The sequence below is a fragment of the Streptomyces sp. NPDC050610 genome, from assembly GCF_040654875.1.
In the GTDB taxonomy this organism is placed as follows: Bacteria; Actinomycetota; Actinomycetes; order Streptomycetales; family Streptomycetaceae; genus Streptomyces.
On record NZ_JBFAIV010000021.1, the window covers coordinates 24061 to 37245 of the forward strand.

Genomic DNA, 13185 nt, shown 5'->3' on the forward strand with positions numbered 1-13185 from the left:
CTTGCCGTTGTCTGTCGCGTCTGTACGCAGACGACAGGCTTGCCACACTTCATGATCATGTCAATGACTCGTCCGGGGCGGACACGGCGCCGCCCCCGGCATCCGTTCTTTTCGGACGCCGGGGGCGGCTGGGTCGATCCGGGCCGGTCAGCCGACCAGCCCCTCGGCCAGGTCGTCGGCCAGCTCCTCGGTGAGATTCGACTCCGTGCCCGGAATCCCCAGGTCCTGCGCGCGCTTGTCGGCCATCGCCAGCAGCCGACGGATACGGCCCGCCACCGCGTCCTTGGTCAGCGCCGGGTCGGCCAGCGCGCCCAGCTCCTCCAGCGACGCCTGCTTGTGCTCCATGCGCAGCCGGCCGGCCGCGGCGAGGTGCTCCGGCACCTCCTCGCCGAGGATCTCCAGCGCCCGCTGCACCCGCGCCCCCGCGGCGACCGCGGCCCGCGCCGAGCGGCGCAGATTGGCGTCGTCGAAGTTGGCGAGCCGGTTGGCGGTGGCCCGCACCTCGCGCCGCATCCGGCGCTCCTCCCACGCCAGCACCGACTCGTGCGCGCCGAGCCGGGTCAGCAGCGCGCCGATCGCGTCCCCGTCCCGTACGACCACCCGGTCCACGCCGCGCACCTCGCGCGCCTTGGCCGCGATCTGGAGCCGGCGGGCGGCGCCGACCAGCGCGAGCGCGGCCTCCGGGCCCGGGCAGGTGACCTCCAGCGACGAGGAGCGGCCGGGCTCGGTGAGCGAGCCGTGCGCGAGGAACGCGCCGCGCCAGGCGGCCTCCGCGTCGCAGGTGGCGCCCGAGACGACCTGCGGGGGCAGTCCGCGGATCGGCCGGCCGCGGCCGTCGACCAGGCCGGTCTGCCGCGCCAGCTGGTCACCGCCCGCCACTACCCGCACCACGTATCTGCTGCCGCGCCGCAGCCCGCCGGGGGCCATCACCACCAGGTCGGAGGCGTGGCCGAAGATCTCCAGGATGTCCTTGCGCAGCCGCCGCGCCGCGATCCCGGTGTCCAGCTCCGCCTCGATCACGATGCGGCCGCTCACCAGGTGCAGCCCGCCCGCGAACCGCAGGATCGCCGAGACCTCCGCTTTCCGGCAGCAGGTCCGGGTGACGGGAAGCCGGGAGATTTCGTCCTTCACCGCTGCCGTCATCGCCATGGGCCGATCCTTCCATGCATCCGAAAAATACGGTCGTACGCGGCGGCCAACAGCTCCGGGTCGTGCTTCGGGGAACCGTCGAGCGCGGCCACGGGCGCCAGCTCGACCGTGCCGCCGAGCCGCTTGGCGGCTTCGGTGAGGCTTTCCCGGTCGGGCACGGCGGCCTCGTCGGCCAACACCACGTCCAGGGCGAGTTTAGGGGCGTGTCGGGCCAAAACCTCCAAATGACGCTGCGGGGAGAAGCCATCTGTTTCACCGGGTTGCGGAGCCAGATTCAACGAGAGGACCCGGCGCGCCTTGGTCTCCTGGAGCGCTTCGAGCAGTTCGGGGACGAGCAGATGCGGGATGACGGAGGAGAACCAGGAGCCGGGGCCGAGCACCACCCAGTCGGCGTCGAGCACCGCCGCCACGGCCTCCGGCACCGCCGGCGGGTCCTCCGGCACCACGTGCACCGACTGCACCTCGCCGGGGGTGAGCGCCACGGTGGCCTGCCCCCGGACGGTCGACAGCTCGTCCGGCCGGTCCGCGTCGTGGCCTCGTACGAGCGCCTGGAGCTCCAGCGGCACCGCCGACATCGGCAGCACCCGGCCGTGCGCCCCGAGCAGCTTGCCGACCAGGTCCAGGGCGCTCACATGATCGCCGAGCTGCTCCCAGAGGGCGACGATCAGCAGATTGCCGACGGCGTGCTCGTGCAGCTCGCCCTCGCTGGTGAAGCGGTGCTGGATCACCCGAGCCCAGGTCTGGCCCCAGTCGTCGTCGCCGCAGAGCGCGGCCAGCGCCTTGCGCAGGTCGCCGGGGGGCAGCACGCCGAGCTCGTCGCGCAGCCGGCCGCTGGAGCCGCCGTCGTCGGCGACGGTGACGACGGCGGTCAGGTCGCCGGTGATCCGGCGCAGCGCGGTGAGCGAGGCGGACAGTCCGTGGCCGCCGCCGAGGGCGACGACCTTCGGCTGGGCGCCCCGCGGGCCCCGGCGCGTACGGCTGCCCGGCACGAACCTGCGTACGCGCCGCATGCGCAACGTGCGGTCCGTCATTCGCGCCCCATGTCCCGGTGGACGACGACGGTCTCGACGCCTTCCGAGACCAGGCGCTGGGCGAGCCGCTCGGACATGGCGACGCTGCGGTGCTTGCCTCCCGTGCAGCCGACGGCGATGGTCACGTAGCGCTTGCCCTCGCGGCGGTAGCCGGCGGCGATGAGCTGGAGCAGCTCCGCGTACCGGTCGAGGAACTCCTTGGCGCCGGGCTGGTTGAAGACATAGCCCGAGACCTCCTCGTTGAGGCCGGTGAAGGGCCGCAGCTCCGGGACCCAGTGCGGGTTCGGCAGGAAGCGGCAGTCCACCACGAGGTCGGCGTCGACCGGGAGCCCGTACTTGTAGCCGAACGACATGACGGTCGCCCGCAGCTCCGGCTCCTCCTCGCCCGCGAACTGGGCGTCCATCTTGGCGCGCAGTTCGTGGACGTTGAGGCTGGAGGTGTCGATGACCAGGTCGGCGTCGCCGCGCAGCTCGCGCAGCAGGTCGCGCTCGGCCGCGATGCCGTCGACGATGCGGCCCGGGCCCTGGAGCGGGTGCGGCCGGCGGACCGACTCGAAGCGGCGGACCAGGGCCTCGTCGGACGCCTCCAGGAAGATCACCCGCCGCTTGACGTGCTTGGCCGCCAGCGCGGCGAGCGATTCGCGGAGGTTGTCGAAGAAGCGCCGGCCTCGTACGTCCACGACCACGGCGATACGGGCCACATTGCCCTGCGAGCGGGCGCCGAGGTCCACCATGGTGGGGATCAGGGCGGGCGGCAGGTTGTCGACGACGAACCAGCCGAGGTCCTCCAGGCACTTCGCGGCGGTGCTGCGGCCCGCCCCCGACATGCCGGAGATGATCACCAGCTCGGGGATGGCCGCCGTCTCGCCGCCCGGCTCCGCCGTCGTAGCCGTACTCACCTGTGCTCCGTCTCCATGGGTCTCGTTCATGCCTCGTGCCCCCGTTCCGGTGAGGACGCGGCGGGCGCCGCCTCCTCATCCTCAATGATCTCTCCTGTCGCGGTGTTCACCGCAGGGGCGGCCGGAGCCGCCTTGGCGAGGGCCGCGGCGACCGTCTCGGCGGTCTTGCGGCCGATGCCGGGCACCTCGCAGATCTGTTCGACCGTCGCGGCGCGCAGCCGCTTGACGGACCCGAAGTGCTTGATCAGCGCCTGCTTGCGGGTGTCCCCGAGGCCGGCCACGGCGTCCAGCGGACCGGCCTTCATGCCCTTGGCGCGCTTGCTGCGCTGATAGGTGATGGCGAAACGATGCGCCTCGTCGCGGACGCGCTGGAGGAGGTAGAGCCCCTCGCTGGTGCGCGGCAGGACGACCGGATCGTCCTCGTCCGGCAGCCAGACCTCTTCGAGCCGCTTCGCGAGCCCGCAGACGGCGACATCGTCGACGCCCAGCTCGTCCAGGGCCCGCTTGGCCGCGGCGACCTGCGGCTGCCCGCCGTCGACCACGACGAGCTGCGGCGGGTACGCGAACCGCTTGGGCCGGCCGTCGTCGTCGAGGGGGCCGGATTCCAGCGGGTCGGGGGAGGTTGTTGGGGCGGGCGGGGCAGCCGGGGTGGGAGAGGTCGCCGGGCCATACGGGGTTGTCGGCGCTGCCGAGTCGGACGAGTCGGACGAGTCGGACGAGTCGGACGAGACCATGGGGCCGGAAGAGGCCGCCGGGCTGGAAGAAGCCGCCGGGCCGGGTGAGGCCGGCAGGGCGGACGAGGCCCCTGAGCCTGAGTCGGAAGAAACCGCCGAGCTCGCCATGGCCGCGGCGTCCGTGAGGGCCGCGGTGTCCAGCGCCGCTGCCGCGTCCGGCTCGTCCGCCCACTCCCCCGTCTTCTGCTTCTCCTGGAGGTAGCGGCGGAAGCGGCGCCCGATGATCTCGTGCATGGACCGGACGTCGTCCTGGCCCTCGAACGTCTTGATCTGGAAGCGGCGGTACTCGCTCTTGCGGGCCAGCCCGTCCTCGAAGACGACCATGGAGGCCACCACGTCGTCGCCCTGGAGGTGCGAGATGTCGAAGCACTCGATGCGCAGCGGCGCGGAATCCAGGCCGATCGCCTCCGCGATCTCCTCCAGGGCGCGGGAGCGGGTGGTCAGGTCGGAGGCGCGCTTGGTCTTGTGCAGCACGAGCGACTGCTGGGCGTTCCGCTGCACCGTGGCCATCAGGTCCTTCTTGTCGCCGCGCTGCGGGATGCGCAGGCTGACGCCGGAGCCGCGGCGCTCGGTGAGCCACTGCGCGACGGGCTCGACCGGGTCCGGGAGGGCGGGGACGAGGACCTCCTTGGGGACCGCGTCCCCCTTCTCCTCGCCGTAGAGCTGCTGGAGGGCGTGTTCGACGAGGCCCGCGGTGTCGACGGCCTCGACCTTGTCGGTGACCCAGCCGCGCTGCCCGCGGACCCGGCCGCCGCGCACGTGGAAGATCTGCACGGCGGCTTCGAGCTCGTCCTCGGCGACGGCGATCAGGTCGGCGTCGGTGGCGTCGGCGAGGACGACGGCGTTCTTCTCCATGGCGCGCTTGAGCGCCTCTATGTCGTCGCGGAGCCGGGCCGCCTTCTCGTACTCCATGTCCTCGGCGGCCTCGCGCATCCCCGCTTCGAGCCGGCGGATGTACGTACCGGTGCGCCCGGCCATGAAGTCACAGAACTCCTCGGCCAGTTCACGGTGCTCCTCGGGGGTGACCCGGCCGACGCAGGGCGCGGAGCACTTGCCGATGTAGCCGAGCAGGCAGGGCCGGCCGATCTGGGCGGAGCGCTTGAACACCCCGGCGGAGCAGGTCCGTACCGGGAAGACCCGGAGCATCAGGTCGACGGTCTCGCGGATCGCCCACGCGTGCCCGTACGGCCCGAAGTAGCGCACGCCCTTCTTCTTGGGACCGCGCATCACCTGGACCCGCGGGAACTCCTCGTTGAGGGTGACGGCGAGGGAAGGATAGCTCTTGTCGTCGCGGTACTTGACGTTGAACCGCGGGTCGAACTCCTTGATCCACGAGTACTCCAGCTGGAGCGCCTCGACCTCGGTGGACACGACGGTCCACTCGGCGGAGGCGGCCGTGGTGACCATGGTCCGGGTACGCGGGTGCAGCCCGGCGAGATCCTGGAAGTACGAGGAGAGCCGCTGACGGAGGCTCTTCGCCTTCCCTACGTAGATCACCCGGCCGTGCTCGTCACGGAATTTGTAGACCCCGGGCGAGTCGGGGATCTGTCCCGGCTTGGGTCGGTAGCTGCTGGGGTCGGCCATGCCAGACACCCTACTTGCGGCCGGTGACAGTTCCGTCGCCGAGCGGTGCCGGCTCCGGGCCGGGAGCCCGCTCGCTCGGGGCGGCGGGCGAGGCTTCGGACGGAACTTCGGGCGGGCATCGGACGGGCTTCAGAGCCCCCGGGGTCCCGGGCCTCCGGGCCCCCCGGGACCCCCGGAAACACAGCCCCGGAGGAGCCCCGGCGGCGGGGAGGCGCTTGCCGCCGGGGCCGCTGATCGAGGACGGGCCGACCGGAGCCTCCGGGAGGGAGCCGATCCGGCCCGGCCGGGACCGCGGGCCGATTCGCGGTTCAGGCCGTCCGTCCAGGGGCCGCGAACCGATCCGCGGTTCAGGCCGTCCGTCCAGGGGCCGCGAACCGATCCGCGGCCCGTCCGCACCGGCCCCGGCGAATCGTTCTTGCCGGGGCCGGTCCGATCGTCAGGCGCGTCGCCGCCGCCTGGCCGCCATCACGGACAGGCCGAGCGCCACCACGGCCGCCCCGCCCGTCGCGAGCGAGGTCGCGGTCAGCAGGCCGTCGTTGCCGTGCCCCACCGACGCGGCCTGCGCCACTGCCGGCGCCCCAACCTTCGCGGAGTCGGCCGTAGCGGATTCGGACCTGCCGGAGTCGGACTTGTCGGAGGAGTCGGCGCCGTAGCCGCCCGCCAGGCCCTTCTTGGCGTACGCGGAGCCCGGCAGCTTGTCGCCGTACGCCTTGTGCACCCGCGCCTGGTACGCCTCGACGCTGATCCCCTTCGCGCCCACGGCGCGCTCGGCGTCGGCGTCCAGCGGCAGTACCCGGTCGCCGCGCTGCACGTACCAGGCGTCGATCTGCGGCTCGCGGAAGACGGTCCCGCCGCTCGCCTTCTTGGCCCCGGCCGCGGCGTAGCGCGTCTCGTCGTCGCCGGTGGCGATGTTGACCACCTTGTACGAGCCGCCTTGCCTGACGGCCCACACCGACGCCTTCCGCCCGTCGGCGGAGACGGCCCCGGTGGCGAGGAAGTCGAGCTTCGCCACGGGGGCCTTCGCCTTGCCCGCCACGAACTCCGGCGCGAGCGTGTAGACCGGCACCGTCGCGCCCTCGACCTTGGGGGCCGCCTTCGCCTTGGCCACCGCGCCGCCGGCCGCGCTGTCGCGGGCAAAGAAGCGGGAGAGCGTGTCGAGCGTGGCGGGGGCGGTAGCCGCCTGATGGGCCTCGGCGACCGCGGAGGCGGCGGGGGCGTTCGGCGGGGCCGGCGTCCCTGCGGCCTGGGCCGCAGGGACGAAGCCCAGGAGCACGCCGGCGAGCGCGCCACTGGCGGCGGCCGCGCGGACCGCGTTCTTCTTGGTGCGGCTGGTCGCGTCCGTACGGTCCGTCCGGTCGCTTCGGCTCGCCGCGTCGTCAGTACGGCTCGTCGCGTTGGTGCGGTTCGTCGCGGTCATGACCTCACGCTCCGATCCCGTAGAGCGAGTGGGTCCAGGAGAATTCTTGATTGCTGACATACCAGTCGTGCGAGGCCCAGTTGTAGCGGTTGTTGGAGGGCCACGGGTCGCCCCAGGAGACCTGGTTGTCGCGGGAGTTGTCGTAGCCGTACAGCACATGCATGTGCCCGCCGCCGGAGGACCATTCGATGCGGGTCTCGATCGGCCGCCCGGCGCTGATCTCATTCTGCACGGTCGGGTAGCGCAGCCATCCGGTCACATAATTGCCGGAGTTGATGCCCGCCCAGCGCAGCGCGGTCTGCACGTTGGCGAGGTTGGCCTGGTTGTTGGGGCAGTCGGTGCCCTGGCGGCGGTTGAAGGCCGCGTTGCAGAACTGATTCTGGCTGTAGTTCCGGCCGAAGAACGTGGCGATGGTGTCGCCGGAGGCGGCCCAGCACCAGTTGTCCTTCTGCTGGGCCTGCATGGTGATGTTGAGCTTCTTGGCGCCGGGCACGGGCTTGAGGCCGGCGCTCTGGCCGCTCGCGGCCTGGAGCGACGCCGCGGCGGGTGCGGCGGCTGATGCGGCGGCCGGTGCGGCGCTGCCGGCGGGCGCGGCCGTGGCGGTCGCGGCGGTCGCCGTCGTCACGGCGGTTCCGGCCAGCAGCGCCGAGGCTATGAAGCCGGCTATCGGCAGCCGTCTGCCGCGTGCGCGGCTCTGCTGCGAGGGTGCGGGTGCACGGGTCATTGCGTTCCTCCCGAGCTGGGGGGGGTTGGTGTGGAGGAGCGCGTCCGGACGCTGGTGAGGAGCATCCGTGTGTTGTCGGGGGTCGGTCAACAGGATTCAATGCGGGTGAGGCGGAGGTGTGAACGGCGGGAACCCGATGTGAACAGAGCACATCTGTCAGCCAGGAACACAGCGGTCCCAGACGATGAGACCTGCCACACTGGTTGTGAAAATTCACAGAGGGGTGCGGGAACCGTGCACATCACCTCACGGACGAAGCCGACCGAGGCCGAACTCGCGCGGACGCTGCGCACCGGGCCCTTCGACCTCGCCCTCCGCACCGCACTGACCGCCCGCGGGCTGGCGCTGCACCGGGTCCAGCACCGGCTCGCGCAACGCGGCATCAAGGTCGGGGTGACGAGCCTCAGTTACTGGCAGCAGGGGGCCCGCCGACCGATGCGCCCGGAGTCGCTGCGGGCGATACGGGCCCTGGAGGACATCCTGGAGCTGCCCGCGCAGGCCCTGACCCGGCTGCTGGAACCCTCCGTACGCCCCGCGGACCACGAGCGCCCGGCCGGCCGTACGTACCGCTCGCTGGTGGACGAACCGCGCCCCCTGGAGCGGCTCCTCACCGAACTCGAAGCCCCCTCGGACGGCGGTCTGCACACCCTCTGCCACATGGAGCGGGTCCGTATAGGCGACCGGCGCGAGTTGCAAGGCCGGGACTCGCACCATGTGGTGCGCGCGCACCGGGACGGCGTGGACCGCTACGTGGCCATCCACCACGGGGACCCCGGCTGCGACCCCGGCAAGGTGGCGGTGCGGGCGGCGGAAAACTGCCGGCTGGGGCGCGTGCGGTGGCACGCGGAGACAGGCGTGGTCGCCTGCGAACTGCTCTTCGACACGCGGCTGCGGGCCGGTGACACCTATGTCTTCGCCTACGGCTTCGAGGACGGCACCGGCGGGCCGAGCACCGAGTACGTACGCGGGTTCGGGTTCGCGGGCGCCCAGTACGTACTCCAGGTGCGCTTCGACGCGGCGGCCCTCCCGGTGCGCTGCCGGCGCTTCGCCCAGGCCGCGGCCGGCGCGCCGCGCGGCCGGGTGCAGGATCTGACGCTCGCCGGGCGGCATCGCGGGGTGCATCTGGTCGAGCAGAGCGTACGGCCGGGAATCCTGGGCATCGGCTGGGACTGGACCTGAGGGCCGTACGGGCGGGCACGAGGTGCGGCGACCCCGCCCACCGAGGCTCTCCCGTCGTCGCGGCCGGACGGCGGGGGCGCCCCGCGGGCGGCTGGGGAGGTCAGAAGCGCTTGACGAGGCTGACCGCGCGGTCGCCGACGGTGAAGCCGAGGCTCTGGTACAGGCCGAGGGCGCCGGAGGGGTTCTCGGCGTCGACGTCGAGTACGGCCTTGTCCAGCCCCTCGGCGCGCAGCGACCGCAGCGCGTGGGCGAGCAGCGTACGCGCCAGCCCCTGGCCCCGGGCGTCCCGCCGTACGCCGACGGCCGTGACGTAACCGAACGGGAACCCGCGCAGCGGCCATTCGTCCTTGGCCACATCGACGAAGCAGAAGCCGACGACGCGCTCGGCGTCGGGGGCACCGGCGACGTCAGGAGCACCAGGTGTATCGGGGGCACCTGTGGCGCCAGGAGCACCAGGTGTATCGGGAGTGTCCGGGGCGGCAGAGGTGACGGCGAGTACGGACAGGTCCGGGCGGGACGCTTCGAGGCGGTCGCTGGCGGCCCACTCGGCGGCGGTCGCCGGCTGGGAGCCCCAGTGGTCCCGGAAGGCGTCGTTGTAGGCGTCCCTGGACCGCTCCTGCCACTGCGGCCCGTAGGGCACCAGCCGTACCCCTGGCGCGGTCGGCACCTCGGCGACGGGTTCGGCCAGGTCGCGTTCCAGCTCCAGCCACCACCGGGCGCGGTCATAGCCGTGCGCTTCGAGGAGCCGGATCGTGGCGGCGTCGTTGTCGTTCGCACCGGAGGCGAGCCATCCGGGCAGGACGGAGTCGCAGGCCGCGAAGTGCTGAAGCCCGCGGGCCTCCTGCCACGCCAGCAGCGCGCTGCCGATGCCTTCGCCGCGGCGGTCCGGGACCACCTCGCCGTCGAGGCTGACCCATACGATCGTCTCGGGGCTCGACGGGGCAGCGGCCGAGCCGTAGGCGACGGCCCGCCCGGCGGCGTCCAGGGCGATCGCCGTGTCGTGCTCGGGGTCGAAGCTCTCCCCCTTGAACTCCTCCTCCAGCTCGTCCCTCGTCACCAGCCAGCGCGGGTGGTCGACCTCGCCCGCGGCCCGCTTCAGGTCGACGATCAGGCCAATGTCGGCGGGTGTGGCGGGCCGCCAGGTGAGGCCTTCGCCGGCCGAGGGCAGCGCGAGGGACGACGGAGCGGTCACCCGGTCGCGCAGCGGACGGAGTTCGGGGGCGTGCTGGGTCGTCCCGCTCATGGGAGTCCTTTCTCGGTACCGGGCGGCGCACCCGCTGTGCCGGCGCGGCGTCGGCGACGCCCGGTCCGTTCGGGCACAACCGGCTGCCGATCCGAGCGTATCGAGTCAAAACTATGGAAAAAACTGATTATTTGCGCGCCGATATGCGCACCCGGGCTCGACCGCCGATCGGGAATTACGCCCCTACGACCTGCGGCCCCGCCCCAGCGGTCCGCTCCGGCGGTCCGCTCCGGCGGTCCGCTCCGGCGGTCCGCTCCGGACCCCGGTGGCGGCCACTCCGGCGGCGGACGTTCAGGCGTCCGGCCCCGCCACGAGCTTGCCGCCCTCCGCCTTGACCGGCACGGCCGGCAGCGGCGCGCCCGCCGGGCCGCGCAGCACCTTCCCGGTCTCGGCGTCGAACTGGCTGCCGTGGCACGGGCAGTTGATCTTCCCGTCCTCGATCTTGTCGACGACGCAGCCCGCGTGCGTGCAGACCGCGCTGAACGCCTTGTACTGGCCCTTGGCAGGCTGCGCCACGACGACGCGCTTCTCGCGGTAGAGCTTCGCGCCGCCCACCGGCACCGCGGAGGCCGCGCCGAGGTCGACCGGCGCCGTGGGGGTGGCCGGCGGCTTCCCCCCGGACCCGCCGCCCGAACAGGCCGCCGCTCCGAGCCCGGCGGCCCCGGCCAGGGCGACTCCCCGCAGCACGGTTCGGCGGGCGGGCGGCTGGCTGCTCATGAGTGCTCCACAGGGGCGGCTGAGGCGGTTCGCTGGCTCCCCGACGATACCGTCACAGATCATTCCGCTTCGGTCGCCCCACCCCGCAGAACCCCGGCCGGCCAGGAGAAACCGCAGAAAAAGCAGGGCTCACCAGGCCCGCTCGCGCCGCAGGTGTGATGGGATTCGCCGGGGCCACGGCAGTGGGTCGGGCGGCCCGGCCGCCCGACCGCGCCGCGCGCCCGCGGCGCCGGGAGAACCCGGCTCAGGGATAGGGATCGGGAAAGGAACGCCCTCGTGATCGTCGTCGCCGGAGAAGCCCTCATCGACCTCGTGCCCGGCAGCGCCCAGGCGGACGGAGCGCTGCCCGCGCTGCTCCCCCAGCGCGGCGGCGGCCCGTACAACACCGCGATGGCGCTCGGCCGGCTCGGATCGCCGGCCGCCTTCTGCTCACGGGTCTCGACGGACGCCTTCGGCGAAGCGCTGCTGGCGGAGCTGCGGGCCGCCGGCGTGGACGCGGCCCCGGTGCAGCGCGGCCCGGAGCCGACGACGCTCGCCGTGGCCAGCATCGACGCCGACGGTTCGGCGGGCTACGGCTTCTACGTCGAGGGCACGGCGGACCGGCTCTTCGAACTCCCCGCCGCGCTCCCGGAGGGGACCCGCGCGCTGTCGCTGGGCACCTGCTCCCTGGTCCTGGAGCCGGGCGCGAGCGCGTACGAGGCGCTGCTGAAGCGCGAGGCGGAACGCGGTGTCTTCACCGCGCTCGACCCCAACATCCGGGCCGGGCTGATCCCGAACGCCGCCGCCTACCGCGCCCGCTTCCGCTCCTGGCTGCCGCATGTGACGCTGCTCAAACTGTCGGTCGAGGACGCCGAATGGCTGGCGGACGGCTCGGACGTCGACGCCGCGCTGACCGACTGGCTGGCCGCCGGCCCCGCCGCCGCCGTCCTGACCAGGGGCGGCGACGGGCTGAGCGTACGGACCCGGGCCGGCGACGAGTACGCGGTGCCCGGCGAACGGGTCGACGTCGTGGACACGATCGGCGCGGGCGACACCGTGAACGCGGCCCTGCTCCACCGGCTCGCGGAGCACGGCGCGCTCTCGCCCGCCGAGATCGCTTCACTGGACGCCGAGCAGTGGCGCGACATCCTGGGGTTCGCCGCCCGGGCGGCGGCCGTCACCTGCTCCCGCGCCGGAGCGCAGCCCCCTTACGCGTCGGAGCTCGTCTGAGGCTGCCGCGCGTTCCACGCCGCGCCGGGCCCCGCACCGGGGCACGGTCGTCTGACACCTGACGCCCCTGGAGTGTCGTCCGGGGCGTACAGGAGCGGCATGTGCGGGTAGATAGTCGTACGAGAGGCGGCGCATACGCGACGCGTACGGGAAGGCGGCTGTCATGTCTGATCCGCGATCGGTGCCTCCGGTACTCCGGTCCCGCCGTGAACTCGCCGACCGCGGGGTGGCCCTGCCGCCCCGGCCGACCCCGGCGGCGGCACTGCCGATCACCTCCAGCGGCGCGACGTACGAGATGGCGCAGCGGCTCGCGTGGCTGGACGACGACCAGTTCGCCGTCGGCCGCTGGGACGGCTCGATGAGCGTCTTCCGCTTCACCGAGTCGGCGGTCGCCGGGCCGCGCATCAATGTGGCGGTCAACAGCCCCGCCTTCCAGGGCGTGCAGATGGTCGCCCCCTTGCCCGGCCGGACGATCGCGAGCTCGAACGACGACCGCTCCCTCGCCCTGTGGCACTCGCCGCGCGGCGACTGGAGCGACCTGTGCCCGGCCGGGACCGTCCCCTACGATCCGGCGCTGGGCGTCGCCACCAGCGGGCAGGGGGTCCGCGCCGGTTCGCCGGGCACCTTGGTGGTCGGGCACTCCACGGGCCATGTCTCCCTGTGGAACTACGATCCGGCGCGGCGCCGCCTGAGGTTCGCGCGGAGCGTGGACGTACGGAATCCGCATCCGGTCAATCCCTGGGGGCTGCACGACATCCAGGCGACCGAGGTCCTGTCCGACGCGGCCGGCACCGCCTATGTGGTGACCGGCTCCGAGGACGGCTACGTCTGCGTTGTCCAGGTGCCGTCCGGCCGGATCATGTCGCAGACGGTCTTCAACCCCGAGGCCCAGCGCGGCATCAACAGCCTCTCCGTGCACGGCGGTTCGCTGCTGGTGGCGAACTGCTCGGTGGGGCCCCAGGACCACAACCTCTGGTACTTCACGGTGTCCGAGCAGACCTGGAAGCCCATCCTCCGGGGCAAGGCCAATCTCCTGGTCGACCCTCAGCGCCCGCAGGCCTTCAACTTCAGCACCACCTGGGGCGCGTACGCGGACGGGCCGTGCTGGTTCGCGTCGACGGAGGAGGGCGCGCTGTGGATGGGCACGGCCGCCCCTGACGCGCTGAACGTCATCGGCTACCAGGAGGTGACGAGCCCCTTGGGCTCGGCGCTCGGCTACCGGGGCGGCCCCGGACGGCTGGCCATGGTCGCGTACGACCTCTACGAATTCACGACCGGCGCGGCCTGACTCGCAGGGAC

The 13185-nt window shown here is 72.9% G+C and carries 11 protein-coding genes; 3 read left to right on the top strand and 8 right to left on the bottom strand.

What is annotated here, in order from left to right; translation table 11 throughout:
- Positions 1-147: 147 nt before the first annotated feature.
- The 6 genes from whiA to AB0I22_RS24590 form a co-directional block, all read right to left on the bottom strand.
- On the bottom strand, positions 148-1149 hold the full coding sequence (whiA, locus tag AB0I22_RS24565) for a DNA-binding protein WhiA (protein ID WP_363133039.1): 1002 nt from the start codon (positions 1147-1149) through the stop codon (positions 148-150).
- Complete coding sequence (gene yvcK / locus AB0I22_RS24570; RefSeq protein WP_363133040.1) at positions 1140-2180, bottom strand: uridine diphosphate-N-acetylglucosamine-binding protein YvcK; 1041 nt, start codon at positions 2178-2180, stop codon at positions 1140-1142. The genes whiA and yvcK overlap by 10 nt, the downstream gene beginning before the upstream one ends.
- Positions 2177-3109: an RNase adapter RapZ gene (rapZ, locus tag AB0I22_RS24575; protein WP_363133041.1), complete on the bottom strand. Its 933-nt coding sequence runs from the start codon at positions 3107-3109 to the stop codon at positions 2177-2179. The genes yvcK and rapZ overlap by 4 nt, the downstream gene beginning before the upstream one ends.
- Positions 3106-5397 (bottom strand): excinuclease ABC subunit UvrC, encoded by a 2292-nt coding sequence (gene uvrC, locus AB0I22_RS24580; protein ID WP_363133042.1) that lies wholly within the window; start codon positions 5395-5397, stop codon positions 3106-3108. The genes rapZ and uvrC overlap by 4 nt, the downstream gene beginning before the upstream one ends.
- 436 nt (positions 5398-5833) lie before the next feature.
- Entirely contained in the window at positions 5834-6814 is a 981-nt protein-coding gene (locus AB0I22_RS24585; RefSeq protein ID WP_363133043.1) for a hypothetical protein, read from the bottom strand.
- 4 nt (positions 6815-6818) lie between these two features.
- A complete protein-coding gene (locus tag AB0I22_RS24590) occupies positions 6819-7538 on the bottom strand; it encodes a papain-like cysteine protease family protein (protein WP_363133044.1) in 720 nt (239 codons plus the stop codon).
- A gap of 234 nt (positions 7539-7772) precedes the next feature.
- On the opposite strand from AB0I22_RS24590, the gene AB0I22_RS24595 reads away from it, so the two are divergent.
- Positions 7773-8717 (top strand): hypothetical protein, encoded by a 945-nt coding sequence (locus AB0I22_RS24595; RefSeq protein WP_363133045.1) that lies wholly within the window; start codon positions 7773-7775, stop codon positions 8715-8717.
- A gap of 100 nt (positions 8718-8817) precedes the next feature.
- On the opposite strand, the gene AB0I22_RS24600 is transcribed toward AB0I22_RS24595, so the two are convergent.
- A complete protein-coding gene (locus tag AB0I22_RS24600; protein WP_363133046.1) occupies positions 8818-9960 on the bottom strand; it encodes an N-acetyltransferase in 1143 nt (380 codons plus the stop codon).
- A 291-nt stretch (positions 9961-10251) separates the two neighbouring features.
- Entirely contained in the window at positions 10252-10677 is a 426-nt protein-coding gene (locus tag AB0I22_RS24605) for a Rieske (2Fe-2S) protein (protein WP_363133047.1), read from the bottom strand.
- A gap of 276 nt (positions 10678-10953) precedes the next feature.
- Between AB0I22_RS24605 and AB0I22_RS24610 the strand changes: the two genes are divergently transcribed.
- On the top strand, positions 10954-11886 hold the full coding sequence (locus AB0I22_RS24610; protein WP_363133048.1) for a carbohydrate kinase: 933 nt from the start codon (positions 10954-10956) through the stop codon (positions 11884-11886).
- A 163-nt stretch (positions 11887-12049) separates the two neighbouring features.
- Entirely contained in the window at positions 12050-13174 is a 1125-nt protein-coding gene (locus tag AB0I22_RS24615; RefSeq protein WP_363133049.1) for a hypothetical protein, read from the top strand.
- Positions 13175-13185: the final 11 nt, after the last annotated feature.